Annotated in this window: 17 protein-coding genes, 2 tRNA genes and 1 pseudogene; 3 read left to right on the forward strand and 17 right to left on the reverse strand. The window is 71.8% G+C overall.

Features of this window, described 5'->3' with window-relative positions:
* Positions 1–34: 34 nt before the first annotated feature.
* Positions 35–1,909, reverse strand: a complete 1,875-nt coding sequence (locus ACZ60X_RS03870; RefSeq protein ID WP_469592890.1) for an AMP-dependent synthetase/ligase — start codon at positions 1,907–1,909, stop codon at positions 35–37.
* Between the two features lie 272 nt (positions 1,910–2,181).
* Positions 2,182–4,056, reverse strand: a complete 1,875-nt coding sequence (gene lepA / locus ACZ60X_RS03875) for a translation elongation factor 4 (RefSeq protein ID WP_469592892.1) — start codon at positions 4,054–4,056, stop codon at positions 2,182–2,184.
* Between the two features lie 226 nt (positions 4,057–4,282).
* On the opposite strand from lepA, the gene rpsT reads away from it, so the two are divergent.
* Positions 4,283–4,549 carry a 30S ribosomal protein S20 gene (rpsT, locus tag ACZ60X_RS03880; RefSeq protein ID WP_469592894.1) on the forward strand — a complete coding sequence of 89 codons (267 nt, stop codon included), beginning with the start codon at positions 4,283–4,285 and terminating at the stop codon, positions 4,547–4,549.
* Between the two features lie 193 nt (positions 4,550–4,742).
* Here rpsT and holA read toward each other — a convergent pair whose 3' ends face one another.
* From holA to leuS, 9 genes and pseudogenes are all read right to left on the reverse strand, one after another.
* Positions 4,743–5,732 carry a DNA polymerase III subunit delta gene (gene holA / locus ACZ60X_RS03885; protein ID WP_469592896.1) on the reverse strand — a complete coding sequence of 330 codons (990 nt, stop codon included), beginning with the start codon at positions 5,730–5,732 and terminating at the stop codon, positions 4,743–4,745.
* A 104-nt stretch (positions 5,733–5,836) separates the two neighbouring features.
* Entirely contained in the window at positions 5,837–6,082 is a 246-nt protein-coding gene (locus ACZ60X_RS03890; protein WP_469592898.1) for a hypothetical protein, read from the reverse strand.
* A gap of 41 nt (positions 6,083–6,123) precedes the next feature.
* Positions 6,124–7,005: pseudogene (locus tag ACZ60X_RS03895) on the reverse strand (YceI family protein).
* Positions 7,006–7,131: 126 nt separating this feature from the next.
* Positions 7,132–7,974: an arylamine N-acetyltransferase family protein gene (locus tag ACZ60X_RS03900; RefSeq protein WP_469592900.1), complete on the reverse strand. Its 843-nt coding sequence runs from the start codon at positions 7,972–7,974 to the stop codon at positions 7,132–7,134.
* 4 nt (positions 7,975–7,978) lie between these two features.
* Complete coding sequence (locus ACZ60X_RS03905) at positions 7,979–10,768, reverse strand: ComEC/Rec2 family competence protein (protein ID WP_469592902.1); 2,790 nt, start codon at positions 10,766–10,768, stop codon at positions 7,979–7,981.
* A complete protein-coding gene (locus ACZ60X_RS03910; RefSeq protein ID WP_469592904.1) occupies positions 10,765–11,847 on the reverse strand; it encodes a ComEA family DNA-binding protein in 1,083 nt (360 codons plus the stop codon). The genes ACZ60X_RS03905 and ACZ60X_RS03910 overlap by 4 nt, the downstream gene beginning before the upstream one ends.
* A gap of 121 nt (positions 11,848–11,968) precedes the next feature.
* Positions 11,969–12,814, reverse strand: a complete 846-nt coding sequence (locus ACZ60X_RS03915; RefSeq protein WP_469592907.1) for a DegV family protein — start codon at positions 12,812–12,814, stop codon at positions 11,969–11,971.
* Positions 12,815–12,885: 71 nt separating this feature from the next.
* On the reverse strand, positions 12,886–13,623 hold the full coding sequence (locus tag ACZ60X_RS03920; protein WP_469592909.1) for a hypothetical protein: 738 nt from the start codon (positions 13,621–13,623) through the stop codon (positions 12,886–12,888).
* A 151-nt stretch (positions 13,624–13,774) separates the two neighbouring features.
* Complete coding sequence (leuS, locus tag ACZ60X_RS03925) at positions 13,775–16,648, reverse strand: leucine--tRNA ligase (protein ID WP_469592911.1); 2,874 nt, start codon at positions 16,646–16,648, stop codon at positions 13,775–13,777.
* 441 nt (positions 16,649–17,089) lie between these two features.
* On the opposite strand from leuS, the gene ACZ60X_RS03930 reads away from it, so the two are divergent.
* Both ACZ60X_RS03930 and ACZ60X_RS03935 read left to right on the forward strand, forming a co-directional pair.
* Positions 17,090–18,370, forward strand: coding sequence for a cytochrome b/b6 domain-containing protein (locus ACZ60X_RS03930; protein WP_469592913.1), 1,281 nt, complete (start codon positions 17,090–17,092; stop codon positions 18,368–18,370).
* On the forward strand, positions 18,367–19,977 hold the full coding sequence (locus ACZ60X_RS03935; RefSeq protein WP_469592915.1) for an NADH-ubiquinone oxidoreductase-F iron-sulfur binding region domain-containing protein: 1,611 nt from the start codon (positions 18,367–18,369) through the stop codon (positions 19,975–19,977). Before ACZ60X_RS03930 ends, ACZ60X_RS03935 begins: the two co-directional genes overlap by 4 nt.
* A gap of 136 nt (positions 19,978–20,113) precedes the next feature.
* Here ACZ60X_RS03935 and ACZ60X_RS03940 read toward each other — a convergent pair.
* The 6 genes from ACZ60X_RS03940 to rsfS all read right to left on the reverse strand — a co-directional run bounded on the left by ACZ60X_RS03940 (position 20,114) and on the right by rsfS (position 22,176).
* Positions 20,114–20,186 (reverse strand) — tRNA-Ala (locus tag ACZ60X_RS03940).
* A gap of 113 nt (positions 20,187–20,299) precedes the next feature.
* Positions 20,300–20,533, reverse strand: a complete 234-nt coding sequence (locus ACZ60X_RS03945) for a hypothetical protein (protein WP_006136074.1) — start codon at positions 20,531–20,533, stop codon at positions 20,300–20,302.
* A 3-nt stretch (positions 20,534–20,536) separates the two neighbouring features.
* A complete protein-coding gene (locus ACZ60X_RS03950) occupies positions 20,537–20,710 on the reverse strand; it encodes a hypothetical protein (protein WP_469592917.1) in 174 nt (57 codons plus the stop codon).
* Between the two features lie 163 nt (positions 20,711–20,873).
* A tRNA-Ala gene (locus ACZ60X_RS03955) sits at positions 20,874–20,946 on the reverse strand.
* Positions 20,947–21,064: 118 nt separating this feature from the next.
* The gene (locus ACZ60X_RS03960) at positions 21,065–21,733 is read right to left on the reverse strand and encodes a histidine phosphatase family protein (RefSeq protein WP_469592919.1); all 669 of its coding nucleotides are present in this window, start codon (positions 21,731–21,733) and stop codon (positions 21,065–21,067) included.
* Complete coding sequence (gene rsfS, locus ACZ60X_RS03965; protein ID WP_469592921.1) at positions 21,733–22,176, reverse strand: ribosome silencing factor; 444 nt, start codon at positions 22,174–22,176, stop codon at positions 21,733–21,735. The genes ACZ60X_RS03960 and rsfS overlap by 1 nt, the downstream gene beginning before the upstream one ends.
* Between the last annotated feature and the right edge of the window lie 4 nt (positions 22,177–22,180).

Here is a 22,180-nt window from a genome sequence, read left to right on the forward strand (position 1 = left end):
CCCTCTCCGGCGTCACCCCCGTGAGGGTGCGCGGTCACTTCTCCCTGGTGCCGGCGTACATCTCGTCGATCAGGTGCTTGTACTCCCGCTCCACCACCGGCCGCTTCAGCTTCAGGCTCGGCGTGATCTCGCCGTGCTCCACGTCGAGGTCCCTGGGCAGCAGCCGGAACTTCTTGACCGTCTGCCAGCGCTGCAGCCCGGCGTTGAGCTGCTGGACGTAGCCGTCGACCATCTCGACCGTCTGCGGGGCGGCCACCACGTCGGCGTACGACCGGCCCGCCAGCCCGTTCTCCTTCGCCCACTCCAGGATCGCGATCTCGTCCAGGGCGATGAGGGCGGTGCAGTAGTTCCGGTCGGCGCCGTGCACCAGGATGTTGGAGACGTACGGGCACACCGCCTTGAACTGGCCCTCGACCTCGGCCGGGGCGACGTACTTGCCGCCGGACGTCTTGATCAGGTCCTTCTTGCGGTCGGTGATGCGCAGGTAGCCGTCGGGCGACAGCTCGCCGATGTCGCCGGTGTGGAACCAGCCGTCGGACTCCAGCACCTCGGCGGTCTTCTCGGGCAGCCCGTGGTAGCCCTGCATGATGCCGGGGCCGCGCAGCAGGATCTCGCCGTCCTCCGCGATGCGGACCTCGGTGCCGGGCAGCGGCTTGCCGACCGTGCCGGTGCGGTACGCCTCGCCGGGGTTGACGAAGGAGGCCGCGGAGGACTCGGTGAGGCCGTAGCCCTCCAGGATGTGGATGCCGGCGCCGGCGAAGAAGTAGCCGATCTCGGGGGCCAGTGCGGAGGCGCCGGAGACGCAGGCGCGCAGCCGGCCGCCGAAGGCCTCGCGGATCTTGGCGTAGACGAGGGCGTCGGCGACCTTGTGCCGGGCGGTGAGGCCGAAGGGCGCGGAGTGGGTGCCGGTGCGGCGGAACGTGTCCTGGGTGGCCTTGGCGTACTCGCGGGCGACGTCGGCGGCCCACTGGAAGATCTTGTACTTGGCCGGGCCCCCCTCGCGGGCCTTGGCGGCGACGCCGTTGTACACCTTCTCGAAGATGCGCGGCACGGCGGCCATGTACGTCGGCTGCACCACCGGGAGATTCTCGATGATCTTGTCGACGCGGCCGTCCACGGCGGTGACGTGCCCGACCTCGATCTGGCCGGAGGTGAGCACCTTGCCGAAGACGTGCGCGAGCGGCAGCCACAGGTACTGCACGTCGTCGATGGTGACCAGGCCGGTCGCGGCGATCGCCTTGGCCATGTACGCCCAGTTGTCGTGCGGGAGCCTGACTCCCTTGGGGCGGCCGGTGGTGCCGGAGGTGTAGATCAGGGTGGCGAGCTGGTCCTTGGTGATCGCGCCGACCCGCTCCTTGATCAGCTGCGGGTGCTCCTCCAGGTAGGCGGCGCCGCGCCGCTCCAGCTCGGCGAGGGTGGTCACCCAGTCATCGGTCTCGACGCCGGCCGGGTCGATGACGACGACCTTGGCCAGGTCGGGCAGCTCGGCGCGCTTCTCGACGGCCTTGGCGGCCTGGGCGGCGTCCTCGGCGATCAGCACCCGGCTCTCGGAGTCGGAGAGGATGAAGGCCGACTCGTCGGCGTTGGTCTGCGGATAGATGGTGGTCGTGGCGCCGCCGGCGCACAGGATGCCGAGGTCGGCGAGGATCCACTCGACGCGGGTCGAGGAGGCGAGCGCCACCCGCTGCTCGGGTTCGAGGCCCAGCTCGATGAGACCGGCCGCGATCGCGTAGACCCGCTCGGCCGCCTGCGCCCAGCTCAGCGACTTCCAGTCGTCGGGGCCCTGGCCCGAGGCCGCGGGGACCGGGTGACGGTAGGCCTCGGCGTCCGGTGTGGCCGCGACGCGCTCCAGGAAGAGGGCCGCCACGGACGGCGGACGGTTCTCGATCAGGGTCTGTGTGTCGCTCACGACATCCTCCGGGCCCGCGACGGTGCGGCTGGCTCACATGCGGCTGGGGTTGACTCACGGTGGGGTTCGCGCGTGTTGTTTAACTCGCGAGTAACTATCGAGCAGGGATCAGAGTAAGCCGCGACCGGCCGCTGCGTAAGGGGCATCGGCCTGTCTGTTTCCGCGCGTGTTCGACCCAGAGCGACGCTACGCACGCGTAGGGGCCCGCCGCACTTTCGTACGACGAGCCCCCGCATGCCCGGTTTGCGGACGTAACCCGTTGTTACCCGCGGTTACTTCTTGCCCTTGGCCGACCCCGCGCTGTCATCGCTGGACAGGACCGCGATGAAGGCCTCCTGCGGAACCTCCACCGAACCCACCATCTTCATCCGCTTCTTGCCTTCCTTCTGCTTCTCCAGCAGCTTGCGCTTACGGGAGATGTCACCGCCGTAGCACTTGGCGAGGACGTCCTTGCGGATGGCGCGGATGGTCTCGCGGGCGATCACCCGGGAGCCGATGGCGGCCTGCACCGGCACCTCGAAGTTCTGCCGCGGGATCAGTTCCTTGAGCTTGGCGACGAGCCGCACGCCGTACGCGTACGCCTGGTCCTTGTGGGTGATCGCCGAGAAGGCGTCCACCTTGTCGCCGTGCAGCAGGATGTCGACCTTGACCAGGCTGGACGACTGCTCGCCCGTAGGCTCGTAGTCCAGGGAGGCGTAGCCGCGCGTCTTGGACTTCAGCTGGTCGAAGAAGTCGAAGACGATCTCCGCGAGGGGGAGCGTGTAGCGGATCTCGACCCGGTCCTCGGAGAGGTAGTCCATGCCGAGCAGGGTGCCGCGCCGGGTCTGGCACAGCTCCATGATCGCGCCGATGAACTCGGTCGGCGCGAGGATCGTCGCCCGCACGACCGGCTCGAAGACCTCGTCGATCTTGCCCTCGGGGAACTCGCTCGGGTTGGTGACCGTGACCTCGTCGCCGTCCTCCATGATCACGCGGTAGACGACGTTGGGGGCGGTGGCGATGAGGTCGAGCCCGAACTCGCGCTCCAGCCGCTCCCGGATCACGTCCAGGTGCAGCAGGCCGAGGAAGCCGACGCGGAAGCCGAAGCCGAGCGCGGCGGAGGTCTCCGGCTCGTAGACCAGCGCGGCGTCGTTCAGCTGGAGCTTGTCCAGCGCCTCGCGCAGCTCGGGGTAGTCGGAGCCGTCGAGCGGATACAGCCCGGAGAAGACCATCGGCTTCGGGTCCTTGTACCCGCCGAGGGCCTCGGTCGCGCCCTTGTTCTGGCTGGTGACGGTGTCACCGACCTTGGACTGGCGCACGTCCTTCACACCGGTGATCAGATAGCCCACCTCGCCGACGCCGAGGCCGTCGGCCGGGAGCATCTCGGGCGAGTTGACACCGATCTCCAGCAGCTCGTGCGTGGCGCCGGTCGACATCATCCTGATCCGCTCGCGCCTGTTGAGCTGACCGTCGATGACACGCACGTACGTCACGACACCGCGGTAGGAGTCGTACACGGAGTCGAAGATCATCGCGCGGGCGGGCGCGTCGGCGACCCCGACCGGGGCCGGGATCTCCTTGACGACCTTGTTCAGCAGCGCGTCGACACCGAGGCCTGTCTTGGCGGAGACCTTGAGCACGTCGGACGGGTCGCAGCCGACCAGGTTCGCCAGCTCCTCGGCGAACTTCTCCGGCTGGGCCGCCGGCAGGTCGATCTTGTTCAGGACGGGGATGATCGTGAGGTCGTTCTCCATCGCCAGGTAGAGGTTGGCGAGGGTCTGCGCCTCGATGCCCTGGGCGGCGTCGACGAGGAGGATGGTCCCCTCGCAGGCGGCCAGCGACCGCGAGACCTCGTAGGTGAAGTCGACGTGCCCCGGGGTGTCGATCATGTTGAGGATGTGGGTCGTGCCCTGGTCCGGGCCCTCGGTGGGGGCCCAGGGCAGACGCACCGCCTGGGACTTGATCGTGATGCCGCGCTCGCGCTCGATGTCCATCCGGTCGAGGTACTGAGCACGCATCTGCCGCTGCTCGACCACACCGGTCAGTTGGAGCATCCGGTCGGCGAGCGTGGACTTGCCGTGGTCGATGTGCGCGATGATGCAGAAATTGCGGATCAGAGCCGGGTCGGTACGGCTCGGCTCGGGCACATGGTTAGGGGTCGCGGGCACGCAGGGTCCTGTCTCTTGAGGCGCCTTATGCCTCGGGTCGGATCGATACGTAGTCTCCATGGTCCCACGCGGAGGAAGCGGAGACCGTTTTGGGCCGCCGGCAGGGCCGCTGGTACTGTAGATGGCTGCGCCTCATGCCCTCTCAGCGCGAGGCGCGTCAGAGAAATTTTGGATCACCGGTACGGGACCTTCACGGCCCCGCACCAGAACCTGAAAAGGCTCCTTCGTGGCGAACATCAAGTCCCAGATCAAGCGGATCAAGACCAACGAGAAGGCTCGGCTGCGCAACAAGGCCGTCAAGTCCTCCCTGAAGACCGCGATCCGCAAGGCCCGCGAGGCCGCTGCCGCGGGTGACCTCCAGAAGGCCACCGAACTGCAGCGCGCCGCCGCGCGTCAGCTCGACAAGGCTGTCTCGAAGGGCGTCATCCACAAGAACCAGGCCGCCAACAAGAAGTCGGCGCTTGCTTCCAAGGTCGCGTCCCTCCAGGGCTGAACCTCCCTGTGATCTGACCGCCGGAAGGACCCAGAGCGGGCCCTCTCTCATCCGCTCCCGACCGGCACCACGGATTCGCACGCGGCCTGCGTTCGCCACGCGGGTGCGAGTCCAACAGCGCGAACGCGAACCCCGGTTGCTCTCCCTTCCCCAGGGAGGGCGCCGGGGTTCTCGGCATGTGGCCCCGGCTCCCCTACCCCCGGCCGCGTGACCGGGCGGCACGGGCGATGATCACCACCGCCTTCTCCAGCGCGTACTCAGGATCGTCACCGCCTCCCTTCACTCCCGCGTCGGCCTCCGCGACGGCCCGCATCGCCACCGCCACACCGTCCGGCGTCCAGCCCCGCATCTGCTGCCGCACCCGGTCGATCTTCCACGGCGGCATCCCCAGCTCACGGGCGAGATCTGCCGGCCGCCCCCCGCGCGCCGAGGACAGCTTCCCGATGGCCCGCACTCCCTGGGCCAGCGCGCTGGTGATCATCACCGGCGCCACGCCCGTCGCCAGCGACCACCGCAGCGCCTCCAGCGCCTCCGCCGTACGCCCCTCCACGGCCCGGTCGGCGACCGTGAAGCTGGAGGCCTCGGCCCGGCCGGTGTAGTAACGCCCGACGACCGCCTCGTCGATCGTGCCCTCCACATCGGCCACCAGCTGGGAGACCGCCGAGGCCAGCTCGCGCAGATCGCTGCCGATGGCGTCGCACAGCGCCTGGCACGCCTCGGGCGTCGCCGACCGCCCCGCCGTGCGGAACTCCTGCCGTACGAAGGCCAGCCGGTCCGCCGGCTTGGTCATCTTCGGGCAGGCCACCTCCCGCGCCCCCGCCTTGCGCGCGGCGTCCAGCAGGCCCTTGCCCTTGGCCCCGCCCGCGTGCAGCAGCACGAGCGTGATCTCCTCGGCGGGCGAGACGAGATACGCCTTCACGTCCTTGACCGTGTCGGCCGAAAGGTCCTGGGCGTTGCGTACGACCACGACTTTGCGCTCGGCGAAGAGCGACGGACTGGTCAGCTCGGCGAGCGTGCCGGGCTGCAACTGGTCCGGGGTGAGGTCGCGTACGTCCGTGTCGGCGTCGGCGGCCTTCGCGGCGGCCACCACCTCCTGCACGGCACGGTCGAGCAGGAGGTCCTCCTGGCCCACGGCGAGGGTCACCGGGGCGAGAGGGTCGTCATTCGCAGTCTTCCTGGCCATCGCTCACAGCATCCCACGCGGCACTGACAACGAAGCGGCCCGCGGACCCCGAGCGGTCCCCGAACCCACCCGGAGCCCGTCTCGGGGGTCCGGGCTCCCCGGGCTCAGGGCTCCTCGCGCCAGCCGTCCCACTCACCGGCGAACGCGTCCAGTTCGGCGGGGTCCAGCCGCTCCTGCTCGTCGCGCACGACCACCAGCCACTGCGCGTCCTCGGCGTCGTCCTCGCCGGCCAGGGCGTCACGGACCAGCTGCGGCTCCTCGTCGAGGCCGAACCGCTCCCCGAGCGCCTCGGCCGCCTCGTGCGCGGCGTCCCGGTCGGGCAGCACCAGCACGTGTCTCACATCGCTCACGCGCCCATTCTCCGGCATCGCGAAAGCGGCGAACCGCCAGGTCAGCCCTTGGCCACGAGCTGCACGTCGAGATCGACCCGGACACCGGAGCCGACCACCGCGATGCCCCGCGCCAGCATCGACTACCAGCTGACCGTGAAGTCCTCCCGGTGCAGCTCGGTGGTGGCCCGGCAGGTGGCCCGGACCTCGCCCTCCATGCCGTTGCCGAGCCCGAGGTACTCGGTGTCGAGCGTGACCGTGCGCGTCACCCCGTGCAGCGACAGCACGCCGGTGACCGTCCACCGGCTGCCGCCCTTGTGCACGAACCGGTCGCCGTAGAACTCCAGCGTCGGGAACCGCTGCACGTCCAGGAAGTCCGCCGACCGCAGATGGTCGTCCCGCATCCCCACGCCGGTGTCGATGGAGCCGGCGTCGATCACGACGGGCATCGCCGAGCGCTCCAGCCGCTCGCCGATCCGCACCACTCCGGCGAAGGCGGAGAACTGCCCGTGGATCCGGGCCAGCCCGATGTGCCGCGCGGTGAAGCCGATCGAGGAGTGCATGGGCTCGATCTCCCAGTCGCCCGGCGCGGGCGGCTCCGGCGGCCGGGACAGCTGGAGGGTCACATCGCCCAGGGAGGCGAGGGATTCCTCGCCGACCCGCGCGGTGCACCGGTAGGGGGTGCAGCCCTCGGCGGACAGCGCGAGGCGGTACTCCCCCGCCGGCACCATCGCCAGGAACGTCCCGTAGGGGTCCGTGCCGCCGTGCATGACCTTGCGGCCCGTGGTGTCGCTGACCGTGAACTCGGCGCCCGCGACCGGCTCGTCGACCGGATCGAGCACCCGGCAGCTGAGCACTACGGCGCCGGGCGGCGTCCGCACCGCCGTCAGGGGACTCGTCGGTTGCTTCTGGTTCGTCCGGATACCCGGCCAACGGCCGAACATCTACGACACCCCTGTACGCCTCGACATCATCTGTTGCCGAAGGTTCATTCGATCACTGATGCGGCGTTCCAGGCACCACGGGCCCACATCACGGGAATCCAGCGTATGCGCCGGAACTGATCCGAATTACGAGGTGAGGTTCCGGTTTCGCACCGTCGGAACACGGCTCAGCTCGATCCCGAACCGCTCCCGGTACGCCGCCAGCACCTCCTCGTCCGTCTCCAACTCCCGTGTCCCGCGCGTCCCGTCCACGGCCGTCGTGGTCAGCGCGCGCCCGCTGAGCGTGATCCTCCCGCCGTCGTCGGCGATCCGTGAGCAGACCAGCGACCCGGTGAAGTGCGAGAGCGGCGAGGTGCTGTGCCACCAGGCGCCGGCCCTGAAGTCCCCGAGCATCCGGGGCCGGGTCTCCAGCCGGTACTGCGGCGTTCCGTCCCGTACGACGTCCAGGTCCGCCTCCCCGGCCCCCGCAGCGCCGTCGCCGCGCGCTCCTGCCGCGTCCGGCCCGGCCGCCACGATCCGGAACACTCCGCCAGGGTCGGCCTGCTCCCCGCGCTCGGCGTACCTGAGCGGGTAGTGGCTGTTCGCCCCGAACCCCACGTCGGCCAGCCAGGTGTCCCCCTCCACCGTCCGCACCCGCAGGGCGAGATGGTCGTACGGGATGCCGAGCCGGCCCTCGTCGCCGTGGACCCGCGCCGCGAGCAGTTCCACCCCGTAGCCGAGCGCGGCGAGCAGCGCGCCGAACGCGCCGTTCAGTTCGTAGCAGAAGCCGCCCCGGCGCGCCCCGACCACCTTGTCCAGCAGCCGCTCCTCCTCCAGCACGATCTCCTCGCCGAGGTGGACGGACAGGTTCTCGAAGGGGACGGTCCGCAGATGGCACAGATGCAGTGCGCGCAGCGCCTCGCCGGTGGGCCGCAGCGGGCGTGCGGCCCCGATCCGGTGGAGGTAGGCGCCGGCCTGGCGTGAGTTCATGCGCTCAGTCTCCCGCCACGCGTATCCTGCCGCCCGCTCCTCCCGTCCCGCCGACCGCGAGGGCGCCGTCCCGGTCGGTGTGCAGCACCAGCGCGCCGCCCGCCCGCAGCGCGGCCAGGGTCGTAGGCGCCGGGTGCCCATAGGGGTTGTCGGCGCCCGCCGAGATCAGGGCCACCCGGGGAGCCGCGAGCCGTATCAGCTCCGGGTCCTGGTACGCCGAGCCGTGGTGGGCCACCTTCAGCACGTCCACCCCGGCCAGCTCCGCCGCGCGGGGTGAGCGCAACAGGGCTCGCTGGGCCGGGGGTTCGAGGTCACCGAGCAGCAGCAGCCGCAGTCCGCCCGAGCGGACCAGCATCGCCACGCTGGCGTCGTTCGGACCGTCCAGCTCCGGCACCGGCATCGCCCCCGGCCGCGCGGGGTCACCCGCGTCCGGCGGGGGCCACAGCACCCGCCAGGTGAGCGGGCCGGCGCGCCGCTCCTCCCCGGCCACGGCCCGGACGACCGGGATGTGCCGCCGTGCCGCCTCCCTCCTGACGAACTCGGCCTGTTCGGGCGGTTCCTCGTATCCCGTCGTCTCGATCGCGGCCACCGACCTGCCCCGCAGCACACCGGTCAGACCCGCCACGTGGTCGGCGTGGAAGTGGGTCAGGACGAGCAGCGGGACGCGGGTGATGCCCAGCCGGCGCAGGCAGCGGTCGACCGGTGCCGGATCCGGTCCGGCGTCCACCACGACCCCGGCACCGTCCCCCGCCGCCAGCACCGTCGCGTCGCCCTGCCCGACGTCGCACATCGCGAACCTCCAGTCCGGTGGTGGCCAGCCCGTGAGAACCCGGGTCAGCGGCGCCGGCCGCACCACGGCCAGCAGGAGCAGCAGCCCGAGCAGCCCGCACCACCACGGGTGCCGTGTCAGGCGCCGCCCGGCCAGGACGACGGCCACGGTGACCCCGGCGAGCAGCAGCGCCCCCGGCCAGCTGCCCGGCCAGTCCACACCCGCTCCCGGCAGCGCCGCCCCGGTCCGGGCGACCCCGGCGATCCAGTCGGCGGGCCAACTCGCGCACCAGGCGAGCGCCTTGGCCACCGGCATCACCACGGGCGCCGCCACCAGCGCCGCGAACCCCAGCACCGTCGCCGGTGCCACCGCAGCCTCCGCCAGCAGGTTGCATGGCACCGCGACCAGACTCACCCGGGCCGACAGCACCGCCACGACCGGCGCGCACACCGCCTGCGCCGCCCCGGCCGCCGCCAGCGCCTCGGCGAGCCTCGGTGGCACCCCGCGCCGGCGCAGCCCCTCGCTCCAGCCCGGCGCCAGCACGAGCAGCGCGCCGGTGGCCAGCACGGAGAGGACAAAGCCGTAGCTCCGGGCCAGCCACGGGTCGTAGAGCACCAGCAACAGGACCGCCGTGGCCAGCGCCGGGACCAGGGATCTGCGGCGCCCGGTGGCCAGGGCGAGCAGCGCGACCGCGCCACAGGCGGCGGCCCGCAGCACGCTGGGCTCCGGCCGGCACACGATCACGAACCCCAGCGTGAGCCCCCCGGCCCCTAGAGCGGTCGCCCGCAGCGAGAGCCCCAGGCGCGGGGCCAGGCCACGGCGCTCGGCCCGCTGGGCCAGGGCGGGCGGCCCGATCAGCAGCGCGAGCAACACGGTCAGGTTACTGCCGGACACGGCGAGCGTGTGCGCCAGGTCCGTCTCCTTGAACGCGTCGTCCAGCTCGGAGGTGATCCGCGCGGTGTCCCCGACGACCAGCCCCGGCAGCAGTGCCCGCGCGTCCCCCGGCAGTCCGTCCGTCGCCTCCCGCAACCCGGCCCGGAGCCGCCCCGCCAGCCGCTGCGGACCGCTGGGTCCCGCAAGGATCCGCGGCCCCGGCCGCCCCCGCACCCGCATCACGGCCGCGGTCCGGTCACCCCCGCTCAGCGCGGGCGCCAGCCGCCCGCTCACCCGCAGCCGTGTGGACGGCAACAGCCCGAGCCAGGCGGCCCGCGCCCGCCGGGCGGTGGCCGACGCCGCCCTGGACGCCCCGTCCTGCGTCGCCCCGCTCTGCTCTGCGGAACCGGTGCCGGCGCTCCCGTCCGGTGCCGGGACGTCCGCGTCGACGACCAGCAGCACGGGGCTCCTGGTCCGCAGCCGCGTCCCGTCGTGCTCCTCCACGCTCCGCACCTGTGCGCGTGCCAGCACCGACGAGGGCGCCGCGTGATCGCCGCGCACCTTGGGACGGCTGAGCCAGGGGTCGCCCGTCAGCTCGATCTCGGCGGTCACGGTGCTGAACCGCCGGGCCAGTTCGGGCACCGGCCCGCGCCGCACGTCCGCTCCGTGCAGCCCGGCGGAGACGGCGGCCGCGGCGACACAGAGCAGCACGGCGGCGACCGAGGCCCGGGCCCAGGCGAACCGCCCGAGGGCCCCCGTGCCGCGCCCCGGCTCCCGGGAGCGGCCTGCTCTGCCCGCGCCCCCGGCCCCCGCACTCCCCGCGGCAGCGCGCACGAACAGCAGCACGGTCCCGCCGACCAGGCAGACCACCGCCAACGCGGCCGTCCAGCCCGCCGGAGCGTCCAGCGTGAGGGCCGCCGTGGCCCAGGCCGCGAGGGCCGGCGGAACAAGCCGTAGATCCAGCGGCCCCGCCCCGTCACCCCGCACGCTCCCCGGCCCCGCCCCTGAAGGCTCCCGCGCCGCGCCTCCAGCCCTGTGCGCCCCAGCCGCTGCCTGCCGAATCCGGCTCGCGGCCCTGTGTGCCTCACGCGGGGGCCTGCCGACCTCACCCGCGGCGCCGCCGGGCGGTCCCGTGTCGGACGCGCGGCTCATGGCCGTACCAGCTCGCGCAGGTCGCTGAAGCGGCGGTCGCCGATGCCGCTGACCTCGCGCAGTTCGTCGACGGAGCGGAAACCGCCGTGCTGGGTGCGGTACTCGACGATGTGCCGGGCGAGCACCGGGCCGACGCCGGGCAGGGCGTCGAGCTGGTCCACCGTGGCCGTGTTGAGGGAGACCGGGGCCCCGGCGCCCGCGCCCGACGCTCCGGAGGCCGGGCCCCCTCCCGGTCCGGGCGGTGGCATCGCTCCCGTCGGGGCGCCGACGACGACCTGTTCGCCGTCGACCAGGAAGCGGGCCCGGTTGAGGCCTTCGGTGCTCACGCCCGGACGGACACCGCCCGCGGCCCGCAGCGCGTCGGCCACCCGGGAACCGGCCGGCAGCCGCCGGATCCCCGGCTCCCGGACCTTGCCGCTGACGTCCACGACGATCTCCCCGCCCGGCGCCCCCGAGGCGGGCGCGCTCCCACCGGGGCCCGCCCCGGCCTTCGCTCCCTCTCCCCTCTTCGCGCCCTCCCCCTTCTTCGCGTACGGGGCCTCCGCACGCACCACTTGGGGGGCGTTCAGGGACTCGGTACGCCCGGCCCAGAAGTGCTGTACGGCGAACACGGCGGCGGCCACGAGCACCACGGTGAGCGCGACGACTCCCCGCCGGTCCACGCCGCACCGTGCCTGCAACCACACCGGCATCCGCTCCCGCAACGCCAGCCCGGTCCGCTTCCGCACGCCGGGCCCGGTGGGCTCGGGAAACACTGGCGGCACCGACGCACGCCCGTATTCCGCCGGTTCAGGATCGTCGGTCGCCGCAGTCGCCGCCATGTTCGCCGCAGTCGCCGTCGCGGTCGCCGCACGCCCGTCCTCCCGCGGCGGCCCGTTGTCCAGCTCCCGTCGCCGGACGGCCCGTTCCCCGAAGAGGAGTTCCGCCCGCCGGCGCAGTTCCTCGGCCGGGGCCGGCGGGCGGCTGCGGGCCTGGGGGTGCTCCATGCCGCGGCGATGCCGAACCCGCCCGTCCGAGGCGGGCCCACGGCCTGGCCCGCTGCTCGCGGAGGTGATACGTGTGCGTGATCGAAGTGCCATGCGACGAGGATGGGGCATCCCGCCGCTTCGCGATGATCTTGGTCAATTCCCGGGCATTACCGCCCGGTTGTGGAAAACTTCGCCACCCACACGAGTGAAGCGCGCTCCGCGCGCACGACGGTCAGCGGGCCGAGACCACCGCTCCCAGGAGCCCCGGCCCGGTGTGCGCCCCGATCACCGCCCCGACCTCGCTGACATGCAGGTCGGCCAGGCCCGGCACGCGGGTGCGGAGCCGGTCGGCGAGGACGGCGGCACGCTCGGGGGCCGCGAGGTGGTGGACGGCGATGTCGACCTCGGCGTCGCCCGCCCGCTCGGCGGTCAACTCCTCCAGACGCGCGATGGCCTTGGACGCCGTACGGACCTTCTCCAGCAGCTCGATCCGGCCGCCGTCCAGCTGGAGCAGGGGTTTGACGGCGAGCGCGGAGCCGAGGAGGGCTTGGGCGGCCCCGATGCGGCCGCCGCGGCGCAGATAGTCGAGGGTGTCGACGTAGAAGTAGGCGGACGTGCCCGCGGCGCGCTTCTCGGCGGCGGTGACGGCCTCGTCCACCGTGCCGCCGGCCTCGGCGGTCTCGGCGGCGGCGAGCGCGCAGAAACCGAGGGCCATGGCGACCATCCCGGTGTCCACCACCCGCACCGGCACCGGTGCCTCCCGCGCCGCGAGGACCGCCGCGTCGTAGGTGCCGGACAGTTCGGCGGACAGGTGCAGTGAGACGATGCCGCGCGCGCCGGACTCGGCGACCCGGCGGTACGTCTCCGCGAACACCTCGGGGCTCGGACGGGACGTCGTGACGGGACGGCGCTTCTGCAGTGCCTGGGCCAGCGAGCGGGTCGAGATCTCGGTGCCCTCCTCCAGCGCCTCGTCGCCGAGGACCACGGTCAGGGGTACCGCGGTGACACCGTGGCGCTCCATCGTCCGGGGCGGCAGGTAGGCCGTTGAATCGGTGACGATCGCGACATGGCGGGACATGAGCTGGAGGTTACCTGCCGTAGCGCTCGCGCGGCAGCCCGGCCCCTGCGCGCGGGAACGGGGCGCTCCGCTCAGGCGGTGCTCTCGGGGCGGGGCTTCTTCTGCCAGGGGTAGGCGGGGCGGGGCGACGGCGGGGTGATCGCCTGCTGCTCCCTGTCCTCGGCGGAGCGGGAGCCGGTGGCCCGGAACTGGGTGTGCCGGGCGGCGCGGTCCTCGGGCGCGGAGGCGTCGGGCCCCTGCGGGGACCGCGGGGAGGTCCCGGCCGCCGGGGTCCAGTGGCGCAGGGCGTCCGCCTCCAGGTCGATCTGGTCGCTGAGCGCGCCGAGGTCGTCGTCGGTGAAGCGGCGGGCCCGGTCGCGCACAGCCCAGCGCAGCGAGTCGGCGGACTGGGCGATGCGCTCGGTACGGCTGCGCAGTTCGGCCAGCCGCTCGCGGACCTCGGCCCGGTCCGGCTCGCCCTCCAGGCGCCTGAGGTCGGCGTCCAGTTGGTGGCCGTGGGCGCTGAGCCGCTCGAAGAGGCCGAGGGACTCCTTCAGGGACTCGTCCTCGGCGGCGCCCGCGCGCAGGGCGTCCTGGGTGGCGCGCATCGACGTGCGCAGCGTGAGCCTCAGCTGGGCGATCTCTGCGGTGGGGCCGACCTGGACGAAGGATTTCGCGCGCAGGGTGTGGTCCTCGACCGTGCGCCGGGCCTGCTCGACCCGTCGGTCCACACCGCGCTTGGCGGCACCGACCGCTTTCACCGTGGCGTACGCGCCCAGGACGATGAACAGCAGGAAGAGCAGGGAGACCACGGCGATCACTGCTTCCACGACGCTCCTCCTCCGATCGGCGCGGCGCTCACCGCGGCACTTTCCACGGTAAACGCCGCGGGCAGGCCCGGAGTTCCGGAAGAACCCCGAACCTGCCCCGAGTCTGCCCGTAGGGGACGCCCCGATGCCCACCGAGGCGGGCCCGCGCTCGTCAGCCCGTGACGATGTTCACCAGCTTCGGCGCGCGCACGATCACCTTGCGGACGGCGGCGTCGCCCAGCGCCCGGACGACGGCCTCGTCGCCCAGCGCGGCCTTCTCCAGCTCCTCCTCGGAGATGGCCGGCGGCACCTCCAGGCGCGCCTTGACCTTGCCCTTGATCTGCACGACGCAGGTCACGGTCTCGTCGACGACGTAGGCCGGGTCGGCGACGGGGAAGTCCTGGTGGACGACGGAGTCGGTGTGACCCAGCTTGCGCCACAGCTCCTCGGCGATGTGCGGGGCCAGCGGGGCCACCATCAGCACCAGCGGCTCGGCGACCGAACGCGGCACCGCGGTACCCGCCTTGGTCAGGTGGTTGTTCAGCTCGGTGACCTTGGCGATCGCGGTGTTGAAGCGCAGGCCCTCCAGGTCCTGGCCGACACCGTCGATGGCCTTGTGCAGGGCGCGCAGGGTCTCCTCGTCCGGCTCGGCGCCGGTGACGGTGACCTCGCCGGTGGCCTCGTCGACGATGTTGCGCCACAGCCGCTGCAGCAGCCGGAACTGACCGACCACCGCGCGCGTGTCCCACGGCCGGGAGACGTCCAGCGGGCCCATGGCCATCTCGTACAGGCGCAGCGTGTCGGCGCCGTACTCGGCGGCGATCTCGTCCGGGGTCACCGCGTTCTTCAGGGACTTGCCCATCTTGCCCAGCAGCCGGGTGACCTTCTCGCCCTGGTAGTAGTAAGCGCCGTCGCGCTCCTCCACCTCGGCGGCCGGCACCGCGATGCCACGGCTGTCGCGGTAGACGTAGGCCTGGATCATGCCCTGGTTGAACAGCTTGTGGAACGGCTCCGCGGAGGAGACGTGCCCCAGGTCGTACAGGACCTTGGACCAGAAGCGCGCGTACAGCAGGTGCAGCACGGCGTGCTCGGCGCCGCCGACGTACAGGTCGACACCGCCGTGCGGCCGGCCCTCGCGCGGGCCCATCCAGTACCGCTCGATCTCGGGGTCGACCAGCTTCTGGTCGTTGTGCGGGTCCAGGTAGCGGAACTCGTACCAGCAGGAGCCGGCCCAGTTGGGCATGGTGTTGGTCTCACGGCGGTACTTCTTCGGCCCGTCGCCCAGGTCCAGGGTGACGTTCACCCACTCCTCGTTGCGCGACAGCGGCGTCTCGGGCTGGGTGTCCGCGTCGTCCGGGTCGAAGGTGCGCGGGCTGTAGTCCTCGACCTCGGGCAGCTCCAGCGGCAGCATCGACTCGGGCAGCGGGTGGGCGACGCCGTCCTCGTCGTAGACGATCGGGAAGGGCTCGCCCCAGTAGCGCTGGCGGCTGAACAGCCAGTCGCGCAGGCGGAAGTTGACGGTGCCCTCGCCGATGCCCCGCGCCGTCAGCCAGGCGGTGATGCGGGCCTTGGCCTCGGTGACGCCCAGGCCGTCCAGGCAGACCTCGTCGGTCGCGGAGTTGACGATCTTCGCGTCGTAGGAGGAGAAGGCGTCGTCCCAGGTCGCGGTGTCCGTGCCGCGGCCGTCGGTCGGCTCGACCACACAGCGGATCGGCAGCTCGAAGGCGCGCGCGAAGGCGAAGTCGCGTGTGTCGTGCGCGGGGACGGCCATGATCGCGCCGGTGCCGTAGCCCATCAGGACGTAGTCGGCGATGAAGACCGGGATCCGCTCGCCGTTGACCGGGTTGGTCGCGTAGGCACCGATGAAGACGCCGGTCTTGTCCTTGGCCTCGGCCTGCCGCTCGACGTCGGACTTCGAGGCGGCCTGCGCGCGGTAGGCGGCGACGGCCTGCTCCGGGGTGGTGTGGCCGCCTGTCCACGCGTCGTGCGTGCCCTCGGGCCAGGTCTCGGGGGTGAACTTCTCGACCAGCGGGTGCTCGGGCGCCAGCACCATGTAGGTGGCGCCGAACAGGGTGTCGGGACGGGTGGTGAAGACCGTGATGCGCTCGCCGTCGATCGGGAAGTCGACGCGGGCGCCCTCGCTGCGGCCGATCCAGTTGCGCTGCTGCAGCTTGATGGCCTCGGGCCAGTCCAGCTCCTCCAGGTCCTCCAGCAGCCGGTCGGCGTAGGCGGTGATGCGCATGTTCCACTGGCGCAGCTTGGCCTTGAAGACCGGGAAGTTGCCGCGCTCGGAGCGGCCGTCGGCGGTGACCTCCTCGTTGGCCAGCACGGTGCCCAGGCCCGGACACCAGTTCACGGGCGCGTCGGAGGCGTAGGCCAGGCGGTACTCGCTCAGGACGTCGGCGCGCTCGGCGGCGCTCAGCTCGCCCCACGCGCGCGTGGTGCCCGCGATCGCGCGCTCACCGGACTCGAACTGCGCGATCAGCTCGGCGATCGGGCGGGCCTTCCTCGCCTCCGCGTCGTACCAGGAGTTGAAGATCTGCAGGAAGATCCACTGGGTCCACTTGTAGTAGTCCGGGTCGATCGTGGCGAACGACCGGCGCTTGTCGTGGCCCAGGCCCAGCCGGCGCAGCTGGGACTTCATGTTCTCGATGTTGGCCTCGGTGGACACGCGCGGGTGCGTACCGGTCTGCACGGCGTACTGCTCGGCGGGCAGGCCGAAGGCGTCGAAGCCCAGGGTGTGCAGGACGTTGTGGCCGGTCATGCGCTGGAACCGGGCGTAGACGTCCGTCGCGATGTACCCCAGCGGGTGGCCGACGTGCAGGCCCGCACCGGAGGGATACGGGAACATGTCCATGATGAACTTCTTGGGCTTGGCGACCAGCTCGGCGTCGCCCGCCAGGTCACCGGTGGGGTTCGGTGCCGCGTAGGTGCAGTCGGCGTCCCAGAAGTCCTGCCAGCGTGCCTCGATCTCGGCTGCCATGGCGGCCGTGTAGCGGTGCGGCGCGGCCACCTCGGTGGCGGCAGCGGGGTTCGTCTCGCTCATGATCCTCAAAGCTCCATCGATCGTCTCTGCCTGCGGCTGTGACATTCAAAGAAACGAAAAATCCCCTCACACAGGAGGGGACGCCGCGCCGATGCCGACCTCACGGTGGCGACCGGGGTCGGTACTGATCAGCGCGGCCCGCTAAGCAGAAGGCGTACGGCACGCATGGCGCTAGGGTACCGCAGGCCCCGAGCCGGCCGCGACGGCCTTGAGCAAGCGGCGGCCCGCTTCCGTATCCCTTGTGGACATGCCAGGAAGCCCACCCACCGGAACTGAACCAAGGTCAAGAAATTCATCGCGTACTGTCCTGTACGGGACATCGCCACTGTCATATTGCCCGTTGATAACAACGCAATAACCGAAACCCCGTACCGATCGGTATGGCGCCACTTAGAGTTCGGCAGCGGGACCGCTTTCCCGAAACTGCTCGGAGTTGCCCCCATGAACCCTCGTCGTAGTACCAGCTCACTCCCCAAACCGGGCCGCTCGGCCTATGGGGTGGCGACGGCCGTCGCCCTGCTGCTGATACCCGTGGTCGTGCTGGTCGGAGGCGGCCCGGTCCGCGACTTCCTGAACTTCGGCGCGGGCGTGCTGTCCCTGGTCTCGCTCAGCTGCTCGGTGATCTGGGGCCTGTTCGCCCAGGACCGGATCTTCCTCAACATCCGGCAGCGGATCGTCGGCCAGGCGGTGCACCGCACGCTGGGAATCGCCTCGATCGCGTTCCTCCTGCTGCACATCATCACGAAGATCGCGCTCGGCCATACCCAGGTGATCGCGGCGATCATTCCGTTCTCGCTCGGCTTCACCGGAATCGGCGGCCTGATCGGACTGGGTTCGACGGCAGCGCTTTTGATGATCTTCGTGGGGGTCACCGGCGCGCTGCGCAGCAATTTCGCCACCCCGGCCCCGGTCGCCGCCCGCTGGCGCGCGATGCACATGCTGGCCTACCCGGCCTGGTGCGCGGCGCTGATCCACGGCCTGTACGCGGGCCGCGCGGCCAAGCCGTTCTTCGTCATCTCCTACGGCCTGTCCCTGCTGGGCGTGATGGCCGCCCTCGCCCTGCGCTCCGCCCCGCGCCCGGTCAAGCGCAGGATCGCCGACCGCCTGGTGGCGCTGTTCGGCAGCTCCGAGCGGCCGGACCTCGACGAGCTGGACGCGAGCCGCTCCCGGGCGGCCGAGCCGGGGCTCGCGGGCTTCGAGCGCCGGCTCGAGCCCGAGGCGGCGGGCTCCCCCGGCGCGCCGCTGTACCAGTCCCCCGCCGCCCCCGCGGCACAGCCCGCGTCCGGCTTCGCGGCGGCCTACCGCGCGGTGTCCCCGCGCGGCGGCGCCCAGCAGCCCTTCGCGGCCGGCCAGACCGCCCGCATGGACCTGCCGCTCGACCTGCGCGCCACGGAGGCCTTCCCGCGCGTGGACGGCCCCTCCAGCACCTCGGGCAGCTGGCCCGTCCCGTCCCCGCCGCCGGTCGGCGAGGCCCCGCCGTCCGTGTACGACCCGCTCCAGGACACCGGACACACCATCCCGGTCTACGGCGGCGCGGGCACGTCCGGGTACGGCGGCGGAAGTGAGATGTACGACACCGGTGAGACAAATGGCCGGTATGCCACGTACAACGCAAGTGACACGTACAACGACGGTCCCGCGACCGAAACGCTGCCCGGCGCGTCCTTCGACGCACCCGGTTCGGGCGAATCCTGGAACACCCCGTCCGGAGGCTTTAAGTGAACGAGGCCCTGCCCGACGTCCCCGAGGTCCGAGTCGTCGGCCTTCCGCAGCTCACGTCGGGCTTCGACCTTGTGGAACGACTCGACCTGCCCATGCACCTGAAGGTGCACGGGCCGCTCGACCCCCTGGGCGGCGAACAGCTCGCGCAGCTCGCCGAGAACATCAACCTCAAGGGCCGCGGCGGCGCGGGCTTCCCCTTCCACAAGAAGCTGCGCTCGGTCGCCGAGTCGGCGATCAAGCGCGGGGTCCGGCCGGTCGTCGTGGTCAACGGCAGCGAGGACGAGCCGGCCTGCCGCAAGGACACCGTGCTGATCAACCGCGCCCCGCACCTGATCCTCGACGGCGCGCTCCTGTGCGCCGAGGCGCTCGGCGCGCGCACGCTCGTGATCGGTGTCACACGCGAGTCCACGCAGCGCTCCATGGAGGCCGCGCTCGCCGAGCGGGGGCTGAGCAACAGCCGTAGATCGGCGCTGCGCGCGTGGGTGCAGCGCAACCCCGTGCGCATGGTCACCGGGGCCGCCGCCTCGCTGGTCCGCTCGATCGACGGCGGCCCGGCGATCCCGCCCGGCCGCAAGATCAGCGCCTCGCAGACCGGCGTCGGCGGCGCACCCACGCTGCTGTCGAACGCCGAGACGTTCGCGCAGCTCGCGATCGCCGCCCGCATCGGCCCGGAGCGCTACGGCAACACCGGCCTGTACGACGAGCCGGGCACCGTCATGCTCACCGTGTCCGGCGCGGTGGCCCGTCCCATGGTGATCGAGGTCCCCACGGGTGTGCCGCTGCGCTACGTGCTGCAGCTGGCGGGCGCCCCGCCGGTGCCGCAAGGCGTGCTGACCGGTGGCTACCACGGCAAGTGGATCGACGCGGCGACCGTCAACGAGGCGATCGTCTCGCGCAACTCGCTGGACGCGGTGGGCGGTTCACTGGGCGCGGGCGCGATCCTGCCGATCAGCCAGGAGACCTGTCCGCTGGGCGAGTCGCTGCGGGTGGCGCAGTGGCTGGCCGAGGAGAGCGCCGGCCAGTGCGGCCCCTGCTACCTCGGACTGCCCGCCGCCGCGCGCGGCATGGAGGACATCCTCAACGGCGGCGGGCCGGCCGCCCTGGAGGCGCTCAAGCAGGTCGCGAAGAACGTCAAGCGCCGGGGCGCGTGTTCGCACCCGGACGGCTCGGCGATGTTCCTGGAGTCGACCATCAAGGCGTTCACCGACGATCTGGCCGCCCACGTGCTCGGCAACGGCTGCGGGCGGCCCGTGGAGGGCGTTCTGCCGCTCTTCGAGGGGGGCAGGGCCCCCACGGGCATCCCGGGCGGCGGAGAGCCCGCGGAGACCGGCGCCAGCCGTCAGAAGATCCACGTCGACTGGACGCTGTGCCGGGGGCACGGGCTGTGCGCCGACATCCTGCCCGAGGTGTTCGAGCTCGGCGCCGACGGCTTCCCGACCGTCGCCCAGGCCAACGTGCCGCGCTACGCGGAGGCCAAGGCACTGCGAGCGGTGCGCCGCTGCCCGGCGCTGGCCCTGCGCATCGAGGAGGACACGCGCGGACAGGCGCCCTCGCGCAACCTGCCGGTCCTCTCGCAGGGCCGGGGCCGGCGGGCACTGGGCCGCTGAGCGCACGGAAGGGGCGGGCCACCCTGGCGTGGGTGACCCGCCCCTTTCCCATGCCTCGTGCCTTGTGCGCTGGTGCGTCACGCCCTCAACACGCCGAAGGCGGACCATCCTCGGGATGATCCGCCTTCGACTTCTGTGGAGCTAAGGAGAATTGAACTCCTGACCTCCTGCATGCCATGCAGGCGCTCTACCAACTGAGCTATAGCCCCTTGTTTTCTTGTCCCGCCCGGTTCCCCCGGCGACGTCGTAAACATTACAGGGCCGGAGCCGGAGCGCAAAATCGGTTTCAGGTTCGCTCAAGTACGTACCCTTATGTCCGGTTTCATGCCGTCACGAAGGAGTAGAAGCGCTTGAGCGTGCAGTGCTCTTCGAGGAGCCGGCCGTAGATCGGCTCGCCCTCCAGTTCCCGGTACGTCTCGATCGGGTCGCCCTTTATGATCAGCGCCCGCGCGCATTCCTCGCACCAGTACTGGTAGTCGGGGTTGATCGGCTCCATGTCACGGACGATCGGCGTACCGCTGCCGCACCAGTCGCACTTTCGCCTGTGTGCACCCATCGATCAGCTCCAGCTGTGGCCGCAGGCCGTGCACACGTAGGAGATCCCGCCGTTGTCGCCGAGCACTTGGGCCACATGCGCGGAACCGCAGGAAGGGCAGAGCAGCCGGGTGGTTGTGTTCCGTATCAACGCCGCACCGAGGAGGTCGCCGCCCTCCTCAAGGATGCTCGCAGGCATCGCCACTCCCTCCCGTCGGGCCGCGCCCCCATCCGGCCGTTTGATTCTGCCACGGGAACGCCTCCGCGGGGGTATACGAGCGAGGGACCCCGAGCGACTCAAGGGAGCCGGGGAGAAGCAGAAGATCCCGCCCCCCAGCGGGGACGGGATCTTCCGGATCGTGTGGAGCTAAGGAGAATTGAACTCCTGACCTCCTGCATGCCATGCAGGCGCTCTACCAACTGAGCTATAGCCCCTTGTCACGCGGACGGAGCCGCATGATGTTTCGCTTCCCGCTCGGCGGGGCGAACAAGAAGAACTTTAGCCTGTGACCTGCCAGAAAGTGAAATCCGGGGTCCGGGGCGGTTCGCGGTGTCAGTCGTCGTCGCCGAGGACGGGCTCCGGGAGGGTGCCCGCGTTGTGCTCCAGCAGGCGCCAGCCGCGGGCGCCCTCGCCCAGCACGGACCAGCAGCAGTTGGACAGCCCGCCGAGGCTCTCCCAGGCGTGCGCCTCCAGGCCGAGGAGCCGACCGATGGTGGTGCGGATGGTGCCGCCGTGGCTGACGACGACGAGCGTGCCGTCCTCCGGCAGCTTCTCGACGTGCCGCAGGACGACGGGTGCGGCCCGGTCGGCGACCTCGGTCTCCAGCTCGCCGCCACCGCGGCGGACCGCCTCGCCGCGCTTCCAGGCGGCGTACTCCTCGCCGTGGCGGGCGATGATCTCCTCGTGCGTCATCCCCTGCCAGACGCCCGCGTATGTCTCGCGCAGGCCCTCCTCGCGCGTGATGTCGAGGCCGGTGAGGGCGGCCAGCTCGGCCGCCGTGTCCGCCGCCCGGGTCAGGTCGGAGGAGATGATCGCGTCCGGCCGCAGGGAGGCCAGCAGCCGGGCGGCGCGGCGGGCCTGGCCGACGCCGGTCTCGGTCAGCGGGACGTCGGTGCTGCCCTGGAAGCGGCGCTCCACGTTCCACGCGGTCTGGCCGTGCCGCCACAGGATGACGCGGCGGCCCCGGCTCGTGCGGTCGGTGACCTCACCGGTGGCGCTCATCACCACTCCCCGCCCGGCTCCAGGTCCGCCTCGGCGGCCTGCTGCTTCGCGTGCTCCTCCGCCTTGCCGCGGGTGGCCTTGGCGTCGGCGGGCAGCTCCAGCTCGGGGCAGTCCTTCCACAGCCGCTCCAGGGCGTAGAAGACCCGCTCCTCGCTGTGCTGGACGTGGACGACGATGTCGACGTAGTCGAGCAGCACCCAGCGGGCCTCGCGGTCGCCCTCGCGGCGCACCGGCTTGGCGCCGCACTCCTTGAGCAGACGCTCCTCGATCTCGTCGACGATGGCCTTGACCTGGCGGTCGTTCGGTGCGGAGGCCAGCAGGAAGGCGTCCGTGATGGACAGCACGTCGCTGACGTCGTAGGCGATGACGTCGTGGGCGAGCTTGTCGGCCGCCGCCTGGGCGGCGGTCTGGATGAGCTGGAGGGAACGGTCTGTGGCGGTCACTGCG

It is taken from the genome of Streptomyces sp. NPDC104106 (genome assembly GCF_055584345.1).